The following is a 25,941-nucleotide window of genomic DNA, read 5'->3' on the forward strand; positions in this document are numbered from 1 at the left end:
GAGCCCGAACGGCCCGGACCCGTTGACCTGCAGATCGCCGGCTCGTCGGTCGTCCAGAGCGAATGCGGCATGTCCTCGGGGAGGCAGACGAAGCCGTCCGCCTTGAGCGCCGCGCCTTTGCTCTTGTCCAGGGGATCGTCGCGGCTTCCTCACGGCAGCAGGCGTATCCGTCAGACCGCGACCCGGTTCGGTGCTCCCTCGATCCCGGCCGCGCCCCGCATCTCCGACAAGGCCTCGCCCACCATCAGCAGCGCCGGCCCTTCGAGGCCGGTTGCCTCAACACGGTCGGCGAGGTCGGCGGCCGTGCCGCGCAGGGCTGTCTGGTTCGGACGCGTGGCGTTGAAGACCAGGAGCGCCGGGGTTGTGGGCGCCAGCCCTTCGACCACCGCGCGGGCGAGCAGCGCCCGCAGGGTACGCTTGGGCATGTAGACCACCGTGGTGACGCTCGGATCAGCCAGTGCCCCCCAGTTGAGATCGTCCGGCAGTGCGCCGCGGCGGTCGTGGCCGGTGACGAATTGCAGGCGGCGCGCAGCGTCGCGGTGGGTCAGCGACACGCCCAGCGCCGCTGCTGCGCCCTGGGCCGCCGAGACCCCCGGCACCACGGTGACCGGGATGCCGGCGGCTCGGCAGGCCTCAATCTCCTCGCCGGCCCGGCCGAAGACCAGCGGATCGCCGGATTTCAGCCGCACCACCTGCTTGCCCGAGCGGGCGAGCTGCACCATCAGCGCGTTGATGTCGTCCTGGCGGCAGGACGGGCCGTGGCCGGTCTTGCCCACCAGCATGGTGCGCGCCTCGCGGCGGGCATAGTCCAGGATCTCGGGGGCCACGAGATCGTCGTACAGGATCACGTCGGCGTTGCGCAGGGCGCGGAGCGCCTTGAGAGTGAGCAGCTCCGCATCCCCTGGACCGGCCCCGACCAGGGTGACCGCCCCGCCCTTCGGGGCGGCCTCGGTCTCGCCGAGCAGTTCGGAGAGGTCCAGCTCGGACGGCGCCCGGTCGGGTTCCGCGAAGGCGCGGTCGGTAAAGCGCTCCCAGAAGGCCCGGCGCTCGGCGAATCCGTGGAGGCGCGCCGTGACGCCGTCGCGCCAGTCGCGGGCGGCTCCGACCCAGCGGGCGAAGCCGCGCGGCAGCATCGCCTCGATCCGGGCGCGCACGGTCTGTCCGAAGACAGGGGCCGCGCCCTCCGTGGAGATGCCGACCACCAGCGGTGAGCGGTTGACGATTGCGCCGAACTTCACATCGCAGAGATGCGGCCGGTCCACGGCGTTGACGATGGCGCCGGCCCCGCGGGCGGCAGCCACGAAGGCGATGCACTCGGCCTCGTCCTCCATGGCGCCGATGCAGAAGGCCGCGCCCCAGAGGTCGTCGGGGGTCCAACTGCGCGCGTGCAGGGACACCTGCCCGTCGACGATCTCGCCCGGGACCGCGCGCAGCTCCTCGCTGGGCTCGGAGGCGTAGACGTCCACATGCGCCCCGGCCGCTGCCAGAACCTTCACCTTCCAGGGCGCCCCACCCGAGGAGCCGGCGAGCACCACCCGCTTACCGCGCAGCGGCACGAAGACGGGCAGTACCGCGAGCGGTTCCAGGCCGGCGGCCTTGGTCTCGCGGGGGGCGCGGGCAGCGCGCAGGGGGGTGGGGGAATCCGTCACGGGTCTGTCCTGGATCGTCCTGATCGGCCTCTCACATCCGCACCCTCATCCTGAGGCGCGAGCGAAGTGAGCCTCGAAGGAGGGCTTCGGGGGCTCGCGGCCGGCTGAAGGACTCCTTCGAGGCGGGCGCTGCGTGCCCGCACCTCAGGATGAGGTGGTTCGATCGGACAGGCCGGTCTGTCCTTGCCGGCACGTGTATCAGAAATCACGCGGCGCGGGCGGTCTGACCGCCCAGCATCTTGCGGATCTCAGGGATGCAGGAGCCGCAATTCGTGCCGGCCTTGCAGGCGGCGCCCACCGCCTCGACGGATCCGGCACCCGCCGCGATGGCGGCGGCGATCACGTCGGCGCCGACACCGTGGCAGGCGCAGACCACCGGGCCAGCCGAAGCCGTGGCGGCGCGGCCTGAGAGCAGCGCCCGGCGCTCGGCGGCGTCGGGCTCCTCAATAGCGAACAGGATCTTCGCCGCCTCCCAGTCCGGCTGCTCTCCGGCGGGCGCGTAGGCGAGGCAGGCGACGAGGCGCGGGCCATCGTAGACAGCGCAGCGGTAGCGATCGCGGGTATGGTCGGCGTATTCCGCCAGTTCGCAGCCAGCCAGCGCCTCGCTCCGGATCAGCCCGCGCACTATCAGCGCAACAGCCCGGGAGCTGTCCTGCGTGGCGAATTGCAGCCCCCAGCCGCCGGTTACCGCCGCCCGCGCCCACCACCAGCCGTCGGGCATGGTCACCTGCCCGCGCGAGAGCAGGAAGCCGCGGGCGCGGTAGATCACGGGCGCGACCGAAGCGGGCGTCGCCTTCAACTCGGGCTGTCCAGAGACTGGATCTGTCATGCCGCGCACGAGAGCGCCGACCCGCGCCTTCGACGCGAACGCGCTGCCCCAGTGCATCGGCATGAACAGGGAGCCGGGCATCACCGTGTCGGTGACCATCACCTCCAGTTCGGCCTGGCCGTGCTCGGTCGTCAGCCGCGCGATGTCGCCGTCGATGAGGTTCCAGGTGGTCGCGTCGTCCGGATGCACCTCGACGAAGGGGACAGCGCGGTGCGCCGAGAGGCGCTGGCTCTTCCCGGTGCGCGTCATGGTGTGCCAGTGGTCTCGCACCCGGCCGGTGTTGAGGACGAAGGGGAAGGCCTCCGAGACCGCATGCGCGAGACCGGGCGGCTGCACCGCCACGAAGCGGGCCCGCCGGTCGAACGTGTAGAATCGCCCGTCGCCGAACAGCCGGGCCTTGCCCTGCGGAGCGCCCCGCGGCCCGGACCGCTTCGGGATCGGCCACTGCACCGGCAGGCTCGCCGCGTAGGCGGCATCGCTGATGTCCATGAGCGCGCCGATGTCAAAGTCCCGGGTGCCGTTGTTCTCGTAGGCCGAGAGCCCGGCATGCTCGCGGAAGATCGCCGCGGCGGACTCGAACGCGAAGGCCCGGCCGTGGCCGAGCCGGCGCCCGACCTCCGACAGCACCGCCCAGTCGGGCCGGGCCTCGCCGGGACTCGTGAGGAAGCGGCGCTGGCGCGAGATCCGGCGCTCGGAATTGGTGACCGTGCCGTCCTTCTCGCCCCAGGCCTGCGCGGGCAGCAGCACCGTGGTTTTACCGAGACCCCCGGCGGTGTCGGAATCCGCCACCGCCTCGGAGACCACGTAGAGGTCGAGGCCGTTCAGGGCCTCGCGGATTGCGTCGGCCCGCGGCATCGAGACCAGCGGGTTGGTGCCCATCACCCAGAGCGCCTTGATCTTGCCCCGGGCGATCGCGTCGAACAGGGCCACCGCCTTCATCCCCTCGCCGGTGATGATCCGCGGAGCGCCCCAGTACCGACGCACGCGGTCCACCTCCTCGGGGGTGAAGTGCATGTGCGCGGCCAGCATGTTGGCGAGCCCGCCGACCTCGCGCCCGCCCATGGCGTTGGGTTGGCCGGTGAGGGAGAACGGACCCATCCCGGTCTCACCGATGCGGCCGGTGATCAGGTGACAGTTGATGATGCTGTTGCCCTTGTCGGTCCCCTGTGCCGACTGGTTCACGCCCTGCGAGAAGGCTGTGACCACGCGCCGCGTGCCGGCGAACAGGACGTAGAAGGCCGCGATGTCGGCCTCCGTTACGCCGGTTGCGGCGGCGACCGCCGCCACGTCCGGCGCGATCTGGCGGGCGCGCTCCAGGGCGCCGTCGAGCCCTGCCGTGTGGGCCTCCACGAAGGCCCGGTCCCGGAAGCCGTTATCGGACAGGTAGACGAAGAGCCCCGAGAACAGGGCCACGTCGCTGCCCGGCCTGATCCCGAGGAACAGGTCGGATTCCTGCGCGGTCTGGGTCCGGCGCGGATCGATCACTACGAACTTCGTACCGCGCCTGGCCTTGGCGTCGGCCATGCGGCGGAACAAGATCGGGTGGCACCACGCGGTGTTAGAGCCGACCAGCACGATCAGGTCGGCCTCGTCGAGATCCTCGTAGCAGCCCGGGACCGTGTCGGAGCCGAAGGCCCGGCGGTGGGCCGCCACCGCGCTCGACATGCACAGCCGGGAATTGGTGTCCACGTGCGGCGTGCCGATGAAGCCCTTCGCGAGCTTGTTGGCGACGTAGTAATCCTCGGTCAGCAACTGGCCCGAGAGGTAGAAGGCGATCGATTCCGGCCCGTGCTCCTCGGCCACCGCGCGGAGTTTTTCCGTGACCGTGTCGAGGGCCGCATTCCACGAGACCTGGGCGCCATCGACCTGCGGGTGGAGCAGGCGGTTCTCCAGCGACAGAGTCTCGCCCAGCGCCGAGCCTTTCGAGCACAGGCGGCCGAAATTGGCCGGGTGCTCGGTATCGCCCGCGATCGTGGCGCCGCCCTGCCCGTCCGGGGTCGCGAGCACGCCGCATCCGACCCCGCAATAGGGGCAGGTGGTCCGCACCGTCGGCGCCGCCACTGGCTGGCTCATGGCTGGGTCCTCGAAGGGTCGTCCTGGCGGGAGCAAGCTTCGCGCCGCGTCTCCCTCCCCCGCAGAGGGGGGGAGGGTTTGGCGTGCTCAGTAGACGTCGGCCTGATACCGCCCGGCCTTCTTCAAGGCCGCGAGATACGCCACCGCGTCCTCGGGGCTCTTGCCGCCGAACTGCGCGGCCACGTCGATGATCGCCCGCTCGACGTCCTTGGCCATCCGCTTCGCGTCGCCGCAGACGTAGAAATGCGCCCCACCCTCGAGCCACTTCCACAGCTCCGCGCCGTTCTCGCGCATGCGGTCCTGGACGTAGGTCTTCTCCTTGCCGTCCCGGGACCAGGCCAGGGACAGGCGGGTGAGCACCTTGTCGTCCTTCAGCCGGTTCAGCTCGTTCTTGTAGAAGAAGTCCGAGGCCTGCCGCTGGTGACCGTAGAACAGCCAGTTGCGGCCGGGCGCCTGCGTGGCGGCGCGCTCGCGGAGGAAAGCCCGGAACGGCGCGATGCCGGTGCCGGGGCCGCACATGATCACGTCCTTCGACAGGTCGGCCGGCAGCCCGAAGCCGTGCGCCTTCTGCAGATAGACCTTCACTTTGGTCTGTTCCGGCAGGCGCTCGCCCAGATGGGTCGAGGCGACGCCGAGGCGCAGCCGCGAGCGGTGGCTGTAGCGCACCGCGTCCACCGTCAGCGACACGCGGCCGACATCCATCTTCGGCGATGAGGAGATCGAGTAGAGCCGTGGCTGCAACTCGTCGAGGGCTTCCAAAAAGACCTCGGCGTCGGGCCGGGCACCCGGGAATTTGTGGAGCGCGCCGAGCACGTCGAGATAGGCGGCGTCGCCGTCCGGATCCTCGCCGGAGGCGAGCGCCTGCGCCTTCTTGCGCGCCGCGCCCGAGGTGAGCAGCGACAGGAGCTGGTAGAGGTTGTCGGGCGCGGCGCCGAGCGCGTAGTTGATCAGCAGGTGCTCGCGCAGGGTCCTGTCGCCGATCACCCGCTCGGGTCGGGCCCCGAGTTCGGCGATCACCGCGTCCACCAGCGCCGGGGCGTTGGCGGGGAACAGGCCGAGCGAGTCGCCGACCTCGTACTGGATCGGCGTGCCGTCGAGACCGATCTCGATGTGCCACGTCTCTTTCTCGCCGCCCGGATCGTTGAGGCGGCGGCGGGACAGGAACAGCGCCTCGACCGGGTTCTCGCGGCAGTAGCCGAGCGGCCCGAGGTCGGCCGCCGCCTTCGGGGCGTCGTCGTCCGCCTTCGGCGCGGCGGGGGCGCCTCCGGCGGCGCCGAACTCCTCGTCCAGCTTCTTGAGCATGCGCAGGGTCTCTTTGCCGCCGGGCTGGCAAAGGTTCAGGCGTGCCTCGTTCTTCAGGAAGATAGCGTTGGCGTAGTCGGCGCAGTTGTAGCCGCACTGGCCGCAATCCTGCTGGGCCATGGCGGCCATCAACTTCTGCGGCTCGGAGCGGTCCTTGGCCATCGCCATCCGATCGCCGATCGGCACGGACGGGTCGTGCCAAGGGGCGTCGTCGTTGTCGGCGAGTTTGGGGCCCGTGGCGGGACCTTCGCCGGGCGCGAGCGCCGTCGCGCCCGCGACGGCGGGGCCGAGCAGGGCCGCGAAGTAGCCCGAGAGCCAGGCGCGCTGGTCCTCGTTGAAGGGCGCGGTCTCGGGGATCAGGACGAGAGGGGGCGAGACGTGCTGGGTCATGCGGCGGCCTTCAGGGCGGGCTGTTCCTCGGCGGCGTCGCGGAGCGCCTCCGCGCCGGTGCGGCTGGTGAAGGCCTGGAAGCTCTCCTCGGGGCCTTGGCGGAGGGCGAGGTAGGCGCGCAGCAGCGCCTCGATCCGGGAGGGCGCATCCTCGGCCTTCACGGCCTTCCAGATCTCGGTGCCGATCTTCGGGTTCTCGGCGAAGCCGCCGCCGACCACGATGTCGTAGCCCTCGACGGTGTCGCCCTCCTCCGAGACGACGACCTTGGCGCCGATCAGCCCGATATCGCCGATGTAGTGCTGGGCGCAGCTGTGATGGCAGCCGGTGAGATGGACGTTCACCGGCACGTCGAGGTTCGGCACGGCCTTCTCGACGTGGTCGGCGATGATCAGCGCGTGGCCCTTGGTGTCGGAGGCCGCGAACTTGCAGCCTTTGGCGCCGGTGCAGGCCACGAGGCCCGAGCGGATGCCCGCGGCCTTCGTGGTGAGGCCGAGATCGAGCACCCGCTGCTTGACCTCGGCGACCTTCGCGTCCGGAACCCCGGAAAAGATGAAATTCTGCCAGACGGTCAGGCGGATCTGGCCGTCGCCGCACTCGGCCGCGATCTTCGCCAGCGCCCGGACCTGATCGCTGGTCATCCTGCCGACCGGCAGGACAACGCCGATCCAGTTGAGGCCGGGCTGCTTCTGGGCGTGCACGCCGACATGGGCGAAGCGGTCGGTGGGCTTGCGCGGCGCCACGTGCTCCGGCGCAACCCGGTCGAGCTTGCGGCCGAGCTTGTCCTCGACGGCGGCGAGGTACCTGTCGAAGCCCCAGGCGTCGAGGACGTACTTCATCCGGCTCTTGTTGCGGTTCGTCCGGTCGCCGTTCTCGATGAACACCCGGATGATCGCGTCGGCGACCGCGTTGCAGTCCTCCGGCTTCAGGACGATGCCGGTGTCGCGGGCGAGGTCCCGGTGGCCCGAGATGCCGCCGAGCACGAGGCGCATGTAGATGCCCGGCGCCACGTCGGCGCTGGCGAGCACCTCCACGGCCTGGAAGCCGATGTCGTTGGTCTCCTCCAGGGTCGGCATCACGCCGCTGCCGTCGAAGGCGACGTTGAACTTGCGCGGCAGGCCGTAGAGCGAGCGGTCGTTCAGGATCCAGTTGTGCCAGGACTTGGCGAGCGGGCGCGTGTCCAGCAGCTCCTGCGCGTCGATGCCGGCGGTCGAGGAGCCGGTGACGTTGCGGATGTTGTCGGCGCCCGCGCCCCGCGCCGTGAGGCCGATATCGGTGAGCCCGTCGAGGAAGGGCTGGGCGTGCTCGGGGCTGATCTCGCGGACCTGCAGGTTGGCCCGCGTCGTCACGTGGACGTAGCCGCCGCCATGCTGGTCGGCGAGGTCGGCGACGCCCGCGAACTGCCAGTGGTGCAGGATCCCGTTCGGGATCCGCAGCCGGCACATGTACGAGACTTGGTTCGGTGCGACCCAGAACAGGCCGTGGTAGCGCCACCGGAAATTGTCCTCGGGCTTCGGCTGCTTGCCGGCGGTGGCCTCCTGGATCAGGCGGTTATGGCCGTCGAACGGATTCTCGGCGCGCTTCCACTTCTCCTGCTCGCAGAGCTTGCCGCCGTCCTTGACGGTCCGGTCCTGCGCCTTGACGTGAATCGCGTCCGGGCCCGTGGGCTCGGCGGGCGGCGCGGCCGCCTCCGCCCCGCTTGCGGCGAGGCCGCCGGTCATGCGGACGGCGGCGATGCCGGAGGCGAAGCCTTCGAGGTAGCGCTTCTGCTCGGCGTCGAAGGCGCCGGGGGCGTTCTGTGTGTGGGTCTCGGCCATCCGCGCCTCCTTAAGCGGCCAGCGGCTCGAGCGCGGGGCGCCCGAACATCACGTCGTCCACGTTTCCGATCGGATCGCCGGTCCGGATCAGCGCTTTGCAGGTGCCCTGCTCGGCGATGTCGCCGACGAACACGGCCCCGATCAGCGTCCCGTCCCGGACCAGAAGCTTGCGGTAGAGGCCGGCGCCGGGATCGGAGAGCACGATCGCTTCGGCATCGTCCGGCGTGTCGACGATCCCCGCCGAGAAGACCGGCAGGCCCGACACCTTCAGGCTCGTGGACAGGGCCGTACCCCGATACTCGGCCGGCTGACCCGCGAGATGGCGGGCCAGCGTGTCGGCGTGCTCGTAGGCGGGCTCCACCAAGCCGTAGACCAGGCCGCGGTGCTCGGCACACTCGCCGAGCGCGAAGATGCGCGGGTCCGAGGTGGTCATCCGGTCGTCGACCGTGATGCCGCGGCCGATGTGCAGGCCCGCCGCCTGTGCCAGCGCCACGGACGGGCGCACGCCCACCGACAGGACCACGAGGTCGGCCGGGAGCACGGTCCCGTCCACGAGGACGAGGCGCTGGACCCGTCCGTCGCCCTCGATCCGCGCGGTGTCGGCCTGGAGAAGGATCTTGACGCCCCGCGCCTCTAGGGCGCGTTTCACGAGCCCGGCCGCATGGTGGTCGAGCTGGCGCTCCATCAGCCGGTCCATGACGTGGAGCAGCGTCGTGTCGACCCCGAGCCGCGCGAGCCCGACTGCGGCCTCAAGTCCCAGAAGTCCGCCGCCGATGACGATCGCGCGCGCGTGCTGCACGGCGGCCCGGCGGATCGCCGCCACGTCGGCGAGATCGCGGAACGTGATGACACCCGGAAGATCCATGCCGGGCTTCGGCAGGCGGATCGGCAGGGAGCCGACCGCGAGGATCAGCTTGTCGAAGGGCAGGACGTGGGTCTCGCCGACGAGCACGAGCCCGTTCTCCCGGTCGATCTGCGTCACCGGTGCGCCGGTGATCAGGCGAATGCCGTGAGCCGCGTACCAGTCGAGATCGCGGAACGCGCAGGCCGCCTCCTCGACCTCGCCGCCGAGCAGGGACGAGAGCAGAACCCGGTTGTAGGCGGCCGTGGGTTCGGCGCCGACGCAGGTGACGTCGAAGCGTCCGGGGGCGCCCTCGGTTAGGCGCTCCAGAAACCGCAAGGAGGCCATGCCGTTGCCGACGACGACGAGTCTCTCGCGCGGCAGGTCGGTCTCGGCGCGCGCGTCGTGTGCGCGGGTGTCCATGGGAGATGTCGCCATCGCTCGATCGCGTCTGGAACCTCGAGTGCAGGATCGTTGGCGGACCGCCACGAAAAAGCCGCTGCCGGTCGTCTCCCGGCAGAAGGCTGCCCCAGGAGATCCGGATCAGCGGCCTCGCTGACGGCGCTGTCCGTCGCCGTTGACGGACATGAGCGATTTAGCAGACTCCGTGCCAAGCCCGAGATCTGGCGCTAAGTCACTGTAGGAAAATGGTAAAACAGTGCATTCCGTAGGGCCTGACGGTGCCTGCCCCTTTCGGGGTGCGCTGCACAAAAAACAGGCGTCCGGTGGCAAAATCGGCAGAACCGCGGCCGGGCCGCGCGAGCACGGCTGCAGCCCCGGGCAGAGCCTGTCCGGTCGCCCGGGTGCGATTGTGTCGACCTTTGGAAGCGCCGATATTAAGACCCGGCGGTCCCGCCGACGGTGGGGGCCGGGGCTGGTCGGCGAGCCGCTCTGCCCGGATGCCGCGGTGCGACCGAAGGCGGAGCGCGGGCCCGTCAGATCAGTGACGAGAGCATCGCCAGGAGGCCCAGGGTCGGCATCGCGCCGGCTATCAAGACCCAGTACCAGGCATGGTGGCCACCGGCCCGACGGTTGTCATTGCTGGCGCGGGGGACCCTGGCATTCCGGCAAACGTAGCGCCGCAGGTCGACCCGCCCGCGCGGATGCGACGTCAACGATCCAGTATCGAGTCTACGGCATCCGGGCATGGCGGGAACTCAACGGACGAGTCCGATCGACGTTCCGGGACTTAGGGGTCTGCCGCCGCGGGACTGTGACGAAAGTGTTCGGCTGTCTCCGGACTCACAGATCCGCCGAGGCAGCGCGGTAGAGATCGGGCCTGAAGACAGTCGGGAGCGCCGCGTCGAAGTCCGCCTGCCGCGGTATCTGCTGTGAGGCGCGCATCTGTTCCACGAGCCAGTGCGCGTGCTCGAAGCGCGGCTCCTGGACCGTGTCTCCGAAGCGAAGGGGCGCACCGGCATCCGCACCGGCTGGCGATCCGCCTCTGAAGGCCCGGCCGACCACCGTCGCGTCGAGATCGAGATAGCTCCGACGCGCGAGGCGCTGGATCAGCTCGGCCCGGTTATCCGGATTGGCGCACCAGCGCCCTGCCCGCGCCAGCGCTCGCACCAGCGGGAGCGTCGCGCCGCCGAGACGTTCGGAAACGGCGAGCACCTTCTCGGGCGCGTCCGGGGCGAGCGTGCTGCCGAGCACCGCCAAGCGGCCGTGTCCGGCCGCCACGGCGACGTCGTTCCACGGGGCGCCCGCACAGAAGCCGTCGACCAGGCCGCGTGCGAGGGCTTCGACACTGTGCTGGGGCGGGACCACGACGATGCGGAAGGCCGCCGGATCGAGGCCGCCGGCCTCGGCGAAGATGCGGAGCTGGTAGGTGTGGCAGGAGAACGGATGGACGGTACCGAGCGTCAGTGGGCGTCCGTCCCTCCGACGTGCTTCGGCCATCCGGGCGAAGGCGCGCGCCACGTCCGCGAGCGCCTCGCTCTCAGGCTGCATCGCCTCCCAGAGCGCGCCCGACAGGGTGATCGCGTTGCCGTTCGCGCTCAGCTGGATCGGGACGATGAGATCGGAGGGTGGCCCGGACAGAGCGAGCCGGCTCGCCAGGGCCAGGGGCGCCAGCATATGTGCGCCGTCGAGATGCCCCAGCGCCAGCCGGTCGCGCAGGGTCGCCCAGGAGGGCTCGGCCGTGAGGTCGAGGTCGAGCCCCTCGGTCCGCGCGAAGCCGAGTTCGTGCGCCGCGATGAGGGGCGCGGCGTCGCAGAGCGGGACATAGCCGAGCTGGAGCCTCATCCGAGCAGGTCCGCGGTGGTCACGATGGCCCGGGCAATGTCGGCGATCTTCCGCTTCTCGTTCATGGCTTTCCGGCGCAGCTGCTTGTACGCCTCGTCCTCGGATAGGCCCTTCACGCTCATCAGGATGCCCTTGGCCCGCTCGATCAGCTTGCGGTCGGCGAGCTCGCCCCGCGCCTCGGACAGCTCGCGCTGGAGCCGGGCGAAGGCGTTGAAGCGCAGGATCGCGATGTCGAGAATCGACTTGATCCGTTCCGCCCGCAGCCCGTCTACCACGTAAGCCGAGATCCCGGCATCGACGGCGGCCTGCATCATGGTGGAGTCCGACCGGTCGACGAACATCGCCACCGGCCGCTCGACCTGCCGCGATACTCCCGACATCTGCTCCAGGATGTCCCGGCTCGGGCTCTCCAGATGGATCACCACGACGTCGGGATTGAGGGCGGCGACGCGCTCCATCAGGTCGGCGGTGTCGGGGATGACCACGACACGGCCGATCCCGGCCGCCCGGAGCCCCTCCTCCAGAATTGCCGCACGGGCGCGGCTGGGGTCGATCACGGCGACGGTCAGGTTGGATTCGGTCATGGGGGCCCGATTCGGGGCGGGTCGTCTCAGGAGGGGGGCCCGGTTCGGGACCCCCAACCTTAGCAAGGTCCGTGCCCGCCACACGGGATCCCGGGAAGTCTGCGCGAGAGCCCGTCCCGTCTCCAGTGACGAGTCTGCAATCCTTGCGAAAAGAAACGGTCCAGCTTCCGCCGCAATGCTGGCCGCATCCTGGGACGTCGAAGCGGTCATGGAGATCGGTGATTCGGATGCGCAGGCCAGATCAGCCCGCCCTCACGGACGCCGGCACCGGCCGGGTCTCGATGCCGTTCCTGCCGACTCTCGCCGTCGTCGCCCTTCTGGGCGCCGCCTCGGTCTACTGCCCCTCTTCCAAGTCGGCCGCGCCTGCGCCTCGCGCGGATATGATCGAAGCGCCGGCACCGTCGCCGACCGATTTCGCGCGGACGGTCGCCGCGCCGGCGCCGCCCCGCCTCCCAGCGTCGCTGGCCTTCGCGGAAGCCTATCCGCTCGACGCCTCGGCCCCGAAGTCAGCCGCTGCGCTCGTACGGCCTGCGGTTGCCGCGCGGTCGGCACCGCACGTCGCTTCCGCCGGGCGGCGCGCCTGCCCCGGACGACGCTGCCCTGAACTGCCCGTGCGCGGCACCGACCCGCTCGCCGCCGCCCACGCGGAGGCCGCGGAGCCCGCCGAGGGCGAACTCCTCCCGCCGCAGGCCCTGCCCTTCGCCGCCTCGGTGGCCGAGACTCTGGCACCGGCCGCCCGGGTGGTCGATGAGGCGGCCGATCTCGTGCGTGGCGGCGCAGCGGCGGTCCAGGGCTCCGTGGCATTGGCGGTGGCCGACTGCCTGCGCTGACCGGCTCGCCCGCGTTCGCAGGGACGTGCCGTCGGGAGGAAGGCCTCTGGATCTCGAGAATCGCCGTCCTAGGTGCGTTGCAGCGGACGCTCCGGGCAGCCGTCCGCTGAGCGGAGCCGGGGCCGGATGGCTGCACGCATCGAGGATTACGCGCTCGTCGGGGATTGCCGCAGCGCCGCGTTGATCAGCCGGCAGGGCAGCGTCGACTGGCTGTGCTGGCCGCGCTTCGACGCGGCCGCCCTGTTCACCAGCCTGCTCGGGACCGAGGCGCACGGCTTCTGGAAGATCTTCCCCGAGGCGGAGCACGTCGAGACCCGCTGGTCCTACCGCCCGGGCAGCCTTGTGCTGGAGACGCGGCACACGACCCGGCAGGGCGAGGTTCTGGTCACGGACTTCATGCCGGTCGGGGACGGCTCCCACTTGGTCCGCCTCGTGGACGGCGTGCATGGGCGCGTCGCCATGCGGATGGAGATGGCGGTGCGCTTCGATTACGGCTCGGCCGTGCCCTGGGTGTGCCGCTCCGAGCTCGACGATCTGCGCGCTGTCTCGGGCCCCCACAAGGTCGTGCTGCGCACGGACGTCCACCTCAAGGGTTCGGACCAGCAGACCACCGTGGCCGAGTTCACCGTGCACGCGGGCGATCGGCACCGCTTCGTTTTGAGCTACGGCGCATCCCATGAGGACGATCCGCACCCCATCGAACCTCGAAAGGAACTCCGCGCCACGGATCAGTGGTGGCGGGAATGGGCGGGCCGCTGCGCCGGCGGCACCGCCTGGGACCGGATGCTTCAGCGCTCCCTGCTGACGCTCAAGGCGCTGATCTACGAGCCCACCGGCGGCATCGTGGCGGCGCCCACCGCCTCGCTGCCGGAGGACCTCGGTGGCGAGCGCAACTGGGACTACCGCTTCTGCTGGCTGCGCGACTCGACCCTGACCCTGATCGCCCTGATGGACGGCGGCTACATCGACGAGGCGCGAAACTGGCTCGGCTGGCTCCTGCGGGCGGTGGCCGGCAACCCCGAACAGGCCCACATCCTCTACGGGATCGGCGGCGAACGCCTGCTGCCGGAGATCGAACTTGACTGGCTACCCGGCTACGAGAACTCGAAGCCCGTGCGGATCGGCAACGCCGCCGCCAGCCAGTTCCAGCTCGACGTCTACGGCGAGTTGTTCGACGCGCTCTACCAAGCCCATGTCCGCGGCCTGCCGGCGAGCAAAGACAGCTTGCGTGTCGGCCTCGCCATCCTGGACCATCTCGAGCGTGCGTGGCGCCAGCCCGACGAGGGGATCTGGGAGGTGCGCGGGGGTCCGCGCCACTTCACCCATTCGAAGGTGATGGCTTGGGTGGCGTTCGACCGGGCCCTTCGCATGCACGAGATGCACGAATCCGGTGCCACCGAGGAACAAGCGAAGCGCTGGTGTGCTGTCCGTGACGAGATCCACGCCGAGGTCTGCGCGAAGGGCTTCGATCCCGCGCTCAACAGTTTCGTCCAGTTCTACGGCTCGAAGGCACTCGACGCGAGCCTTCTGCTCATCGCCCATACCGGGTTCCTGCCGCAGGACGATCCGCGGGTGGTCGGCACGGTCGACGCGATCGGCAAGGGTCTGATGCGGGACGGATTCATTCTCCGCTACGAGACGGAGGGGCAGACCACCGACGGCCTGTCGGGCAACGAGGGAGCCTTCCTGCCCTGCACCTTCTGGTACGCCGACAACCTGATCGGGCTGGGACGGCGGAACGAAGCGCGGGCGATCATCGAGCGCCTCGTCGGGATCTGCACCGACCTCGGCCTCGTCAGCGAGGAATACGACGTGCAAGCCAAGCGTCTTGTGGGTAACTTCCCCCAGGCGTTCACCCACGTCGCGCTCGTCAACACGCTGCTCAGCTATACGCGCGGCGAAGGGCCTGCGGACCGGCAGGGTGGTAAGGGCAATGGAGCTCCTCCCGCCGTTCTACGGCAGCGCGAGGCCGCGAGGCGGGCCGCGAGAGGCGAACTGGAAGACGCGAAATCATGAGCGGTGCTGACACCCCGGCCAAGGCGGCCCTCGCTGAGATCGATACGCTCAGCATCAACACGATCCGGACACTCGCCATCGACGCGGTGCAGAAGGCCAACTCCGGTCATGCGGGTGCACCCATGGCCCTGGCGCCCGTCGCCTACACCCTGTGGAACCGCTACCTGCGCTACGACCCGGCGCATCCGCACTGGCCGAACCGCGACCGCTTCGTGCTTTCCTGCGGCCACGCCTCGATGTTGCTCTACGGGCTCCTGCACCTCGCCAACGTCGCAGAGAGCGACGGCGGCAACACGCCGGCGGTGTCGCTGGAGGACATCAAGAAGTTCCGCCAGCTCGACAGCCGTACGCCCGGTCATCCGGAGCACCACTTCACCACCGGCGTCGAGACCACCACCGGCCCGCTCGGGCAGGGCGTGGCGAACTCGGTGGGCATGGCCATGGGCAGCCGCTTCCTCGGCCAGCACCTGAACCGGCCGGGCCTGCCGCTGTTCGACTACAACGTCTACGCGGTCTGCTCGGACGGCGACCTGATGGAGGGCGTCGCCTCGGAGGCCGCCTCGCTCGCCGGCCATCTCCGGCTCGGCAATCTCTGCTGGATCTACGACGACAACACGATCACCATCGAGGGCCACACGGAACTCGCCTTCGGCGAGGAGGTGGCGACCCGGTTCCTGGCCTATGGCTGGCAGGTGCTGCGCGTCGCCGACGCCAACGACGTTCACGCGCTGACGGGCTCCATCGAGACCTTCCTGGCCACCAACGACCGGCCGACCCTGATCATCGTCAAATCGGTGATCGGCTACGGCGCCCCGAAGAAGCAGGGCACCGCCAAGGCCCACTCGGATGCGCTCGGCGAGGACGAGGTGAAGGGCGCAAAGCGCGCCTATGGCTGGCCGGAGGATGCCCAGTTCCTCGTGCCGGACGGCGTCCACGAGAACTTCCGCAATGGGATCGGCAAGCGCGGCGCCGCCCTCTACGACACGTGGCAGGGTCTGCTGACCAAGGCCAAGGAGGCCGATGCCGGCCACGCCGAGGACCTGAACGCCTTCCTGGAGGGCCGCCTGCCGGAGGGCTGGGACAAGGACATCCCGGTCTTCGAGTCCGACGCCAAGGGGCTCGCCACCCGCGAATCCTCCGGCAAGGTGCTCAACGCCATCGCCCAGCACGTGCCCTTCCTGCTCGGCGGCTCGGCGGATCTGGCGCCGTCCAACAAGTCGAACCTGACCTTCGAGGGCGCGGGTTCCTTCGGCCCGTTCTCGCCGGGCGGCCGAAACCTGCATTTCGGCGTCCGCGAGCACGCCATGGGCTCGATCGTGAATGGTCTGGGCCTGTGCGGCCTCAGGGCCTACGGCGCGACCTTCCTGGTCTTTGCCGACTACATGCGCCCGCCGATCCGGCTCGCCTCGCTCATGGAGCTGCCGGTCTTCCACATCTTCACTCACGATTCGATCGGCGTGGGCGAGGACGGACCGACCCACCAGCCGGTGGAGCAGCTCCTGTCGCTTCGCTGCATCCCAGGTCTCGTGACCCTGCGCCCGGCCGACGCCAACGAGGTCGCCGAGGCTTACCGGGTGATCTTCTCGCTGAGGAACCAGCCGGCCGTGCTCGCGCTCTCCCGTCAGCCGCTGCCGACCCTCGACCGCACCAAGTACGGCGCAGCCTCGGGTACCGCGAAGGGCGGCTACGTGCTGGCCGATTGCGAGGGCACGCCGGAGGTGATCCTGCTGGCCGCCGGATCCGAGGTGCAGCTCTGCGTCGGCGCCTACGAGGCACTGAAGGCCGAGGGCGTGAAGGCCCGGGTGGTGTCGATGCCGTCCTGGGATCTGTTCGAGCGTCAGGACCGAGCCTACCGCGACGCGGTGCTGCCGCCCGCCGTCAAGGCGCGCGTGGCCGTCGAGCAGGGCAGCGTCATCGGCTGGGACCGCTACGCCGGCTCCGAGGGCACGATCATCGGCATGCACACCTTCGGGGCCTCGGCACCGATCAAGGATCTCCAGACCAAGTTCGGCTTTACCCCCGAGAAGGTCCTGGAGGCCGCCCGGGCGCAGGTAGCCAAGCACAGGTAGGTTCGGGGGCCTTCTTTCCCTCTCCCTGTGGGGAGGGCCAGGGGTGTGGCTGGTGCAGAAGGCACCGCAGCGTCAAATCCTGCGCCACCACCACCTCCCGCTCCTCCGCACTAGGGAGGAGAACGCGTTCCGGGTGAGGGAACGCAGTCCGCTGACGAGGAACAGACATGAACGCGCTCAAGGCCCTGCACGACGAACAGGATCAGGCGGTCTGGCTCGACTTTGTGGCCCGCGGCTTCATCCAGAAAGGCGAGCTGAAGCAGCTCGTCGAGCGGGACGGCCTGCGGGGCATCACCTCCAACCCATCGATCTTCGAGAAGGCGATCGGCCACTCGGAGGAGTATGACGACAGCCTGAAATCCGTGCAGGCGACCGGAGACAGCCGGGTCATCGACCTCTACGAGGGTCTGGCCATCGCCGACATCCAGGCGGCCGCCGACGTGCTGCGCCCGGTCTACGAGTCGAGCGACGGCGCCGACGGCTACGTCAGCCTGGAGGTCTCGCCCTACCTCGCCCTCGACACCGAGGCGACGCTCGCCGAGGCGCGGCGCCTGCACAAGGCCGTGTCGCGCGACAACCTGATGGTGAAGGTGCCGGCCACCCCGGAGGGCATCCCGGCGATCCGCCAGCTCACGGCCGAGGGCATCTCGATCAACGTGACCCTCCTCTTCTCGCAGGAGGCCTACGAGGCGGTGGCCCGCGCCTTCATCGACGGGCTGGACGCGCGGGCCAAGGGCGGCCACGACGTCTCGAAGGTCGCGAGCGTGGCGAGCTTCTTCATCAGCCGCATCGATGTGCTGGTCGACAAGCTCCTCGACGAGAAGATCGCGGAGGCCAACGACCCCGACGAGAAGATCGCCCTGGAGCAGCTCAAGGGGAAGGTGGCGATCGCCAACGCCAAGCTCGCCTACCAGCGCTACAAGCGGATCTTCGCGGAGTCCAGGTGGACGGCGCTGGCCGAGAAGGGCGCCAAGGCGCAGCGGCTGCTCTGGGCCTCCACGGGCACGAAGAACAAGGCCTATTCCGACGTGCTCTACGTCGAGGAGCTGATTGGCCCGAACACCGTCAACACCATGCCGCCGGCCACCATGGACGCGTTCCGCGACCACGGCACCGTGCGGGCGACGATCGAGGAGGATGTTCGCGGCGCCGAGGCTGTGATGGCCCGGCTCGCCCGGGCCGGGATCGACATCGAGCGGGTCGCCGAGCAGCTGGTGCGCGAGGGCGTGCAGCTTTTCATCGACGCCGCCGACAACCTGCTGGGCGCGGTGGCCGGCAAGCGCGCGGCGCTGCTCGGCCAGCGCCTCGACGGCCAGAGCCTCGTGATGGACGAAACCCTGGCGGCCGAGGCCAAGAAGACCGTCGAGGCCTGGCGCGCGAGCGGGTCGATCCGCCGGCTCTGGGCGGGCGATGCCTCGGTCTGGTCCGGCCACGACGAGGCGAACTGGCTCGGCTGGCTGCACATCGTCGAGGAGGAGCTGGAGAAGGTCGCCGACTACGCCGTCTTCTCCGACTGGGTGAAGGCGGAAGGCTTCACCGACGCCGTGGTTCTGGGCATGGGTGGGTCGAGCCTCGGGCCGGAGGTGCTGAGCCTGACCTACGGTCCGCGCGAGGGCTTCCCGAGACTTCAGATCCTCGACTCGACCCATCCGGATCAGGTGCGGGCCCTGGAGGCGAGCATCGATCTGGCGAAGACGCTGTTCATCGTGGCGTCCAAGTCCGGCTCGACGCTGGAGCCCAACGTCTTCCGCGACTACTTCCTGGCTCGCGTCAAGGAGGTGCTCGGCGACCGGGCGGGCGGGCATTTCGTGGCCGTGACCGATCCCGGCTCGGACATGGAGCGCGCCGCCAAGGCGGACGGATTCAAGAAGATCTTCTACGGCGTGAAACAGATCGGCGGGCGCTACTCGGTGCTCTCGGCCTTCGGCCTGGTTCCGGCTGCCGCCATGGGCCTCGACGTGAAGGCGCTGCTGGAGACCGCGCGCATCATGGTGCGGTCCTGCGGGCCGGCCGTGCCCCCGGCCGTGAACCCGGGCGTGCTGCTCGGGACCGCCATGGGCGCGGCGGCCCTCGCCGGCCGCGACAAGGTGACGATCGTCGCCTCGCCGGGCATCGCGAGCTTCGGCGCCTGGGCGGAGCAGCTCATCGCCGAATCGACCGGCAAGCAGGGCAAGGGCCTCGTGCCGGTGGACGGCGAGCCGGTGGGCGTGCCGGCGGTGTACGGCCACGATCGGTTCTTCATCTATCTGCGCCTCGATGGGCAAGCAGAGGCCGCACAGGACGAGGCCCTGCGGGCCCTGGAGCGGGACGGTCACCCGATCGCCCGCATCACCCTCGACAAGGTCGAGCAGCTCCCGCAGGAGTTCTACCGCCTGGAGATGGCTACCGCGGTGGCCGGCGCGGTGATCGGCATCAACCCGTTCGACCAGCCCGACGTCGAGGCCAGCAAGGTCGAGACCAAGAAGCTGTTCGCGGAAGCCGAGGCGAAAGGCGCCCTCCCGGCCGAGACGCCGCTCTTTTCGGATGACGCAGTCGCCCTCTACGCCGACCCGCGGAACGCCGAGGGTCTGAAACAGGCTTCCGGGGGCCTTGAGGCTGCCCTCAAGGCTCAGATCGCCCGGCTGAAGGACGGAGACTATCTGGCGCTCCTCGCCTACGTGCCGCGCGACGCGGAGACTGCCGGCCTCCTGCAGGAGGCCCGCATGGCGGTGCGCGATGCCCGGAAGGTGGCGACCTGCCTGGAATTCGGTCCCCGGTTTCTGCACTCCACTGGCCAGGCCTACAAGGGCGGACCGGATACCGGCGTCTTCCTGCAGATCACTGCGGATCCCGCGCAGGACCTCCCGATCCCCGGCCGGACGCTCGGCTTCGGCACCGTGGTGGCCGCGCAGGCACGGGGCGATTTCGCCGTGCTGGCGGAGCGTGGCCGGCGTGCGCTGCGGGTGCACATCAAGGGCGATCTCGATGCCGGGCTGAAGCGCGTCGCGGCGGCGGTGAAGGCGGCGGTCGCTTGATCGACGCGCGCATCCTGTTCCCCGGCGAGCGCTTCTTCGGCAACGCCGCTGATTGAGACGCGGCAGGCCCCCTCTCCCGAGCGGGAGAGGGGGCCTGCGGCTCCTCCTCCAGGAGCTTGCACCTGCGCCAGACTGGGTTCTCGTGAGGGCACGCCGGGACGAAGACACGAGACGTGCGTCATTCCCCTTACGGGGCAATTCCTGAGGAGATCAGTGATGCAACTCGGCATGATCGGCCTCGGCCGGATGGGCGGCAACATCGTCCGGCGTCTCCTGCGGGATGGCCATACGGCCGTGGTGTTCGACCAGAACCCGGCCGCCGTCGCGGCCCTCGTTGAGGCGGGGGCAGTCGGCGCTTCGAGCCTGGAGGATCTGGTCTCGAAGCTCGAGGTGCCGCGCAGCGCCTGGGTGATGCTGCCGGCCGGCGCGATCACCGAGCAGACCGTTCAGGCGCTCTCAAGCCTGATGCAGTCCGGCGACTGCATCATCGACGGCGGCAACTCCTTCTACGGTGACGATGTCCGCCGCGGGATCGCCCTCAGGGAGAAGGGTCTGCACTACGTGGATGTCGGCACGTCGGGCGGGGTCTGGGGCCTGGAGCGCGGCTACTGCATGATGATCGGCGGCGACAAGGAGACGGTCGACCGCCTCGATCCGATCTTCAAGACCCTGGCGCCGGGCATCGGCGACATCCCCCGGACGCCGAACCGCGAGGGCCGCGATCCGCGCGCCGAGCAGGGCTACATCCATGCCGGCCCCACCGGCGCCGGCCACTTCGTGAAGATGGTCCACAACGGCATCGAGTACGGCCTCATGCAGGCCTATGCCGAAGGCTTCGACATCCTCCGCCACGCCAATGCCGAGTCTCTCCCGGCCGAACGTCGTTTCGACCTCAACATGGGCGACATCGCAGAGGTCTGGCGGCGCGGCAGCGTCGTCTCCTCCTGGCTCCTCGATCTCACCGCCCAGGCGCTGGCGGGCGACGAACAGCTCACGGATTTCTCCGGCTACGTGGAGGATTCCGGCGAGGGCCGCTGGACCATCAACGCCGCCATCGAGGAGAGCGTGCCGGCAACCGTGCTCTCCGCTGCCCTCTACCGGCGCTTCCGCTCCCGCGAGCACGAGAGCTATGCCGACAAGCTCCTGTCGGCGATGCGTAAGGGCTTCGGCGGCCATCAGGAGCCGAAGGCCTAGAGAGGCGCGTCCCATGAGCCTTCCCGCCGGAATCCATGTTCTGCCCGACCCGCAGGCCGTCGCCCGCGAAGCGGCCGAGCGTCTGATCGTGGCCTGCGGCGAGGCCGCATCCGATCGGATCGCGATCTGTCTGTCCGGCGGCTCCACCCCGAAGGTGCTCTACGGGCTGCTGGCCGGGCCGGACTACGCGGCGCGGATGCCGTGGGAACGGATCCACTGGTTCTTCGGCGACGACCGCGTGGTCCCGTGGGACGACGCGCGCAGCAACGTCCGGATGGTCCGCGAGGCGTTCGGCCACGGATCGCGGATACCGCCGACCCATCTGCACTTCATCCCGTCCGGCCAAGGGGCGGAGGCTGGCGCCCGCGCCTACGAACGCACGCTGCTGGATTTCTACGGTGCCGACAGGCTCGATCCGGCCCGGCCGCTCTTCGACCTCGTCCTGCTCGGCCTGGGCGAGGACGGACACACCGCCTCGCTCTTCCCCGGCAAGCCGGCCGTGACGGAGACGCGTCGGCTCGTGGCGCCCGTCCCGGAGGCAGGCCTCGCGCCGTTCGTGCCGCGGATCACCCTCACTTTCCCGGCTCTGGCCTCCGCGCGGCACGTGCTGTTCCTGGTGACCGGCGCCAGCAAGCGCGCCCCCCTCGCCCGCATCGCGGCCGGCGAGGGCCTTCCCGCCAGCCGCGTGACCGGCGGCGGCGACGTGGCGTGGCTGCTCGACGAGGCCGCGTCCGGCTGAAGCCGGGGCGGGCGTTACGGTCTGGCAAGGTCGGTGCGCTAAACCGGGCCGCCTGCTGCGCCGCCCGGACCCGACCGCGTCGCCGTGGCGGCTCATCGCCGCGAAGGGCCAGATGCGCGCAGGCACCCTCGTCCTCTACACCGATCAGCCCACGGGCCGCACCGAGCTCCTGCGGCTGCTCGAACAGGTCGCGCCCTGCGTGATCCTCAATGCGGCGGCGATGCCGCCCGAGGGTCCCTGCATCGCCCTCGTGGCCGATCTCGACCTCCTGCAGCCGTCGCCGCTGATCGGCCTGCGGGCGCTCATCGCGGCGACGCCCGCGCTGCCCCGCATCTTCCTGATGCGCAGCATGGGCGCGCGCAGCCTCTCGGCGGCGCGCAGCCTCGGGGCGCGGCTCTGCTTGCCGGTCGATACGCCGGCCGCCACAGTGGTGGAGGCGCTGCGCGCGCAGCTCCAGCCTCCGGCGCCAACGCGGAAACCCGCTCGGCCCAGCGCTGGCGAACCGCTCGTCGTCCAGGCCGCCGATAAGGCAGGGGCGGTCATCGCCAGCCTTCTGGACGCGGCCCGGGATTCCGGGACCGTCGATGCCGCCCTCGTCGACGACAGCCTGGATCAGATCCTCGGGGCGATCGGCGCGGGCGGCCTTACCGCCTGGCTTGAGACGGTGCGCGCCTACGACGACGCCACCTACCAGCACTGCCTGCTGGTGGCGGGCCTCGCCGCGACCTTCGCGATCGATCTCGGCTTCTCGGCAGCCGACCGTCAGCAACTCGTGCGCGCCGCCCTGGTGCACGATGTCGGGAAGGCCAAGATCCCGCTGGCGATCCTCAACAAGCCCGGCCCGCTCGACGCGGCGGAACGGAAGGTGATGCGTGAGCACGCGGCTCTCGGCCATCAGATCCTGGTGCAGGCCGGCGGGTTCGACGAAGCCGTGCTCGCCGTCGTGCGCCACCATCACGAGATGCTCGACGGCTCGGGCTATCCGGACGGCCTCGCAGGCGATGCCATCGCCGACATCGTCCGGCTGATCACCGTCTGCGACGTCTACGCAGCCCTCGTGGAGCGCCGTCCCTATCGGCCCCCGATGCCGGCTTCCGAGGCGATGCGGATCCTGTACGGCATGACCGGCAAGCTCGACATGGATTTGGTGCGCGCCTTCGAGCGTTCCGTCGCCGGATCCTGAGATCGACCGCTCGCCCTCGCTGCCGGAGAAGACCGGCAGGTTCCGACCGTATTCCAAGACATTCTGCCGATGTTGCGCGATTCGGCCACGCCGGCCGTCCGCATTCCTCCCACGCCCCGCGGCCGATCAGTTTATTTCGTATCTGGTCCAGTTTGCGCAATCTGAGTGCGCGCGCAGCGTCTTTCGCCGCCACCTTCGCAATCCGTCCTCGGCTGCGGCGCGGTACGCTTCCGGCAGCCTTGAGGAGCGCGTGGAAGGAGAGCGCCGATGTCGCAGCTGACCACCCCGGCCGAAGTCGCGGCGATGCTGTCGGATCTCGCCCTCTCGGCCCGCCGCGCGCCCGAGGCCTATCTCGCCGCCGCGCGGGCGACCCTGCTTCGAATCCTGTCCCGACCCGACCTCCTCGACCGGTCACGGCTCACAGGCCAGGGCGAGGGTCTCAGCCGCAACCTGCTGTTCGGAACGGACGAGATCAGCGTCTGGGCGATGGTCTGGAGCCCCGGCGCGGTCACGCCGGTGCATGACCACCATTGCTCATGCTGCTTCGGCCTGCTGCGCGGCACCCTCCGCGAGACCTGGTACCGTCCCATCAGCGACACGCACGCGGTGGCGACCCAGGACGCAATCCGCAGCCCCGGCTTCGTCGCCTGCATGATGCCGACCGGCCCGAACCTGCACCGGATGGCCAATGACGGACCGGACGAGGCTGTCTCGATCCATGTCTACGGCTACGATCACCGGGCGCAGGCATCGTCGATCCACCGCACCTACGCGGTTGCCGCGGGGTGACGGCCAAGGAGAAGCGCGCTCATCGACCGGCAGGTCTGGATCGGGGCGCCGGCCTCAGGCCACGTAGATCGTCGGGACGGCGGTCGTGTACTTCATCTCCTCCATGGCGATGGAGGAGGACAGGTTCGAGAAGTCGAGCTTGGCGATGAGGCGCTGGTAGACGGCGTCGTAGGCCTCGATATCGGGCACGACGATGCGGAGCAGATAGTCGACCTCGCCGGTCAGGCGCCAGGCCTCGACGATCTCCGGGAATCCGGCGACGACCCGCCGAAACGCGTCGGACCAGTCGGCGGCATGGCGGGGCGCCTTCACGGCCACGAAGACCGTCGTGGGGACGTTGACCTTGCGGCGATCGACCAGGGCGACCCGGCGCCGGATCACCCCGGAGGCCTCCAGCTTCTTCACCCGCCGCCAGCATGGCGCCGCGCTGACCCCGACCCGCTCGGCGAGCTCGGCCACCGGCAGCGTCGCGTCCTCTTGGAGAACGTCCAGGATCTTCCGGTCCACCGCATCCATGCGATCGATGCTCCCGTCGGAGGACCCGAGCCGGGCCTACAGGACGAAGTGTTTCGAGAGCTTCAGTCCCTGGGCCTGGTAGTTCGAGCCGGCGCCGGCCCCGTAAAGCGTCTCCGGCACGTCCAGCATGCGCTCGTAGACGAGGCGGCCGACGATCTGGCCGTCCTCCAGCAGGAACGGCACGTCGCGCGAGCGCACCTCCAGCACGGCGCGCGCTCCCTCCCCCCCGGCCCCGGCATAGCCGAAGCCCGGATCGAAGAATCCGGCGTAATGGACCCGGAACTCGCCGACCAGGGGATCGAACGGCACCATCTCGGCAGCATGGTCCGGCGGGACCTGCACCGCCTCCTTCGAGGCCAGGATGTAGAATTGGCCGGGATCGAGGATCAGGCTGCCCGATCCGTCGGCAGCGAGCGGCTCCCAGAAGTCCGAGGCCCGGTGACGTCCGGGGGCATCCACGTCGACGAGGCCGGTGTGGCGCTTCGCCCGGTAACCGACCAGCCCGTCGAAGCCGGACAGGTCCACCGAGACCGCCACGCCGCCCTGGAACGACGGGCTGTCCACGTCCACCAGCGCCGAGCGGGCATGGAGCAGGCCGAGTTCGGATTCCGTCAGCCGCGGCGCCCCCCGGCGGAAGCGGATCTGAGACAGGCGTGAGCCCGTGCGGACCAGCACCGGGAACGTCCGCGGCGAGATCTCCGCATAGAGCGGGCCGTCATAGCCGGGCTCGACCTGATCGAAAGCTTCGCCCCGGTCGGTGATCACCCTGGTGAACACGTCGATGCGCCCGGTGGAACTCTTCGGGTTCGCCGCCGCCGCGAGATCGCCCGGCAGGGCCAGGCGTTCCTGCAGTTCGGCGATGTAGACGCAGCCCGTCTCCAAGACGGCGCCGGGGCGCAGGTCGATCGTGTGCAGCGACAGCCGGTCGACGCAGGTCTGGACCGTGCGCCCGGCACCCGGCAGGAAGCTCGTGCGGACCCGATAGGCCTTGTCGCCGAGGCGCAGGTCGAGGCTGGCGGGCTGGATCTGATCGGCCGTGAAGGCGCTCGCGGCACGGATGCCTCCCGCTTTCGCGAGCGCCGCGATCGCCTGGGCCGGCAGGATGCCGCCGCGGCTTTCCGCGCCCGAATCGGCGGCCTGCTTGCCTGCGCCCGCGTTCATCGCGCCCCTGACTCCTTCGCGCGCCCCGGCCGGTCCGCGGCAATCTCCGTTCTCCGCCGGGACCGGCTAATGCCGGCTTAACCCGTCCGGCCGCTCCCGTCATGCGGTGGGCTGCGCCGAGCGGCTCCGCGCGCGATCCTGTGGCGGCCAGCACAGGCTCGCGCGAGGTAGTCCGCCGCAATTGACGGCGATTCCGCCGCCTACTACCACCCCCAGTGAAGCGCGGTGCAGTCAGCTTCAGCGACTCGCACAGTCCGAAGAAGGGCCTAATAGGGCGATGTACAAGGCCGAGACGCGTGGAATTAGTGTGACCGTACAGTCCCGCTTCGTCGAGGAGGAATCCTCGCCGACGGAGAGTCGCTACTTCTTCGCTTACACGGTCGAGATCGTGAACAACGGTCACGAACAGGTTCAGCTGCGCTCCCGTCACTGGCGCATCATCGACGGGCACGGCGCCTGCCAGGAGGTGCGCGGCACTGGCGTGGTCGGCAAGCAGCCGGTGCTGGAGCCGGGCGAATCCTTCTGCTACACGAGCGGGTGCCCGCTCAACACGCCCGACGGGCTGATGGCCGGCAGCTACACCATGGCGACGGTAGCCGGTGAGAGCTTCGAGGCCGAGATTCCCGCCTTCTCCCTCGACAGCCCGCACGTCCGCCGCAGCCTGCACTGAGGCCTCGGACATCCGGGGCCTCGCTCCGGAGGAA

Annotated in this window: 18 protein-coding genes; 9 read left to right on the plus strand and 9 right to left on the minus strand. The window is 70.0% G+C overall.

Going from position 1 to position 25,941, the window contains the following annotated elements:
- Nucleotides 1-170: 170 nt before the first annotated feature.
- The 7 genes from cysG to ACYCO6_RS21065 form a co-directional block, all read right to left on the minus strand.
- Nucleotides 171-1,649, minus strand: a complete 1,479-nt coding sequence (cysG, locus tag ACYCO6_RS21035; protein WP_459762921.1) for a siroheme synthase CysG — start codon at nt 1,647-1,649, stop codon at nt 171-173.
- A 205-nt stretch (nt 1,650-1,854) separates the two neighbouring features.
- A complete protein-coding gene (locus ACYCO6_RS21040; protein ID WP_459762923.1) occupies nt 1,855-4,551 on the minus strand; it encodes a molybdopterin-dependent oxidoreductase in 2,697 nt (898 codons plus the stop codon).
- A gap of 87 nt (nt 4,552-4,638) precedes the next feature.
- Nucleotides 4,639-6,243 carry a sulfite reductase subunit alpha gene (locus ACYCO6_RS21045; protein WP_459762925.1) on the minus strand — a complete coding sequence of 535 codons (1,605 nt, stop codon included), beginning with the start codon at nt 6,241-6,243 and terminating at the stop codon, nt 4,639-4,641.
- On the minus strand, nt 6,240-8,057 hold the full coding sequence (locus tag ACYCO6_RS21050) for a NirA family protein (RefSeq protein WP_459762927.1): 1,818 nt from the start codon (nt 8,055-8,057) through the stop codon (nt 6,240-6,242). Before ACYCO6_RS21050 ends, ACYCO6_RS21045 begins: the two co-directional genes overlap by 4 nt.
- 10 nt (nt 8,058-8,067) lie before the next feature.
- Nucleotides 8,068-9,321, minus strand: a complete 1,254-nt coding sequence (locus tag ACYCO6_RS21055; RefSeq protein ID WP_459762929.1) for an NAD(P)/FAD-dependent oxidoreductase — start codon at nt 9,319-9,321, stop codon at nt 8,068-8,070.
- Nucleotides 9,322-10,140: 819 nt separating this feature from the next.
- Nucleotides 10,141-11,142, minus strand: coding sequence for a CmpA/NrtA family ABC transporter substrate-binding protein (locus ACYCO6_RS21060; protein WP_459762932.1), 1,002 nt, complete (start codon nt 11,140-11,142; stop codon nt 10,141-10,143).
- Nucleotides 11,139-11,726 (minus strand): ANTAR domain-containing response regulator, encoded by a 588-nt coding sequence (locus ACYCO6_RS21065; protein WP_459762934.1) that lies wholly within the window; start codon nt 11,724-11,726, stop codon nt 11,139-11,141. The genes ACYCO6_RS21060 and ACYCO6_RS21065 overlap by 4 nt, the downstream gene beginning before the upstream one ends.
- 227 nt (nt 11,727-11,953) lie before the next feature.
- Here ACYCO6_RS21065 and ACYCO6_RS21070 point away from each other — a divergent pair, with 227 nt between their 5' ends.
- From ACYCO6_RS21070 to ACYCO6_RS21105, 8 genes are all read left to right on the plus strand, one after another.
- On the plus strand, nt 11,954-12,556 hold the full coding sequence (locus tag ACYCO6_RS21070; protein ID WP_459762936.1) for a hypothetical protein: 603 nt from the start codon (nt 11,954-11,956) through the stop codon (nt 12,554-12,556).
- A gap of 126 nt (nt 12,557-12,682) precedes the next feature.
- On the plus strand, nt 12,683-14,572 hold the full coding sequence (locus ACYCO6_RS21075; RefSeq protein ID WP_459762938.1) for a glycoside hydrolase family 15 protein: 1,890 nt from the start codon (nt 12,683-12,685) through the stop codon (nt 14,570-14,572).
- On the plus strand, nt 14,569-16,641 hold the full coding sequence (tkt, locus tag ACYCO6_RS21080; protein ID WP_459762940.1) for a transketolase: 2,073 nt from the start codon (nt 14,569-14,571) through the stop codon (nt 16,639-16,641). The genes ACYCO6_RS21075 and tkt overlap by 4 nt, the downstream gene beginning before the upstream one ends.
- 167 nt (nt 16,642-16,808) lie before the next feature.
- Nucleotides 16,809-19,655 carry a bifunctional transaldolase/phosoglucose isomerase gene (locus ACYCO6_RS21085; RefSeq protein WP_459762942.1) on the plus strand — a complete coding sequence of 949 codons (2,847 nt, stop codon included), beginning with the start codon at nt 16,809-16,811 and terminating at the stop codon, nt 19,653-19,655.
- A 216-nt stretch (nt 19,656-19,871) separates the two neighbouring features.
- The gene (gene gnd / locus ACYCO6_RS21090) at nt 19,872-20,849 is read left to right on the plus strand and encodes a phosphogluconate dehydrogenase (NAD(+)-dependent, decarboxylating) (RefSeq protein WP_459762944.1); all 978 of its coding nucleotides are present in this window, start codon (nt 19,872-19,874) and stop codon (nt 20,847-20,849) included.
- Between the two features lie 13 nt (nt 20,850-20,862).
- Entirely contained in the window at nt 20,863-21,588 is a 726-nt protein-coding gene (gene pgl, locus ACYCO6_RS21095; RefSeq protein WP_459762946.1) for a 6-phosphogluconolactonase, read from the plus strand.
- Between the two features lie 112 nt (nt 21,589-21,700).
- On the plus strand, nt 21,701-22,771 hold the full coding sequence (locus ACYCO6_RS21100) for an HD-GYP domain-containing protein (protein ID WP_459762948.1): 1,071 nt from the start codon (nt 21,701-21,703) through the stop codon (nt 22,769-22,771).
- A 267-nt stretch (nt 22,772-23,038) separates the two neighbouring features.
- Nucleotides 23,039-23,560 (plus strand): cysteine dioxygenase family protein, encoded by a 522-nt coding sequence (locus ACYCO6_RS21105; RefSeq protein WP_459762950.1) that lies wholly within the window; start codon nt 23,039-23,041, stop codon nt 23,558-23,560.
- Nucleotides 23,561-23,614: 54 nt separating this feature from the next.
- Here ACYCO6_RS21105 and ACYCO6_RS21110 read toward each other — a convergent pair whose 3' ends face one another.
- Both ACYCO6_RS21110 and ACYCO6_RS21115 read right to left on the minus strand, forming a co-directional pair.
- The gene (locus ACYCO6_RS21110) at nt 23,615-24,076 is read right to left on the minus strand and encodes an Lrp/AsnC family transcriptional regulator (protein ID WP_459762952.1); all 462 of its coding nucleotides are present in this window, start codon (nt 24,074-24,076) and stop codon (nt 23,615-23,617) included.
- A gap of 36 nt (nt 24,077-24,112) precedes the next feature.
- The gene (locus ACYCO6_RS21115) at nt 24,113-25,237 is read right to left on the minus strand and encodes a 2'-deoxycytidine 5'-triphosphate deaminase (RefSeq protein WP_459762954.1); all 1,125 of its coding nucleotides are present in this window, start codon (nt 25,235-25,237) and stop codon (nt 24,113-24,115) included.
- Nucleotides 25,238-25,514: 277 nt separating this feature from the next.
- Here ACYCO6_RS21115 and apaG point away from each other — a divergent pair, with 277 nt between their 5' ends.
- Nucleotides 25,515-25,907 (plus strand): Co2+/Mg2+ efflux protein ApaG, encoded by a 393-nt coding sequence (apaG, locus tag ACYCO6_RS21120; protein ID WP_459762956.1) that lies wholly within the window; start codon nt 25,515-25,517, stop codon nt 25,905-25,907.
- The last annotated feature ends 34 nt before the right edge of the window (nt 25,908-25,941 follow it).

The sequence above is a fragment of the Methylobacterium sp. CM6257 genome (assembly GCF_054611515.1).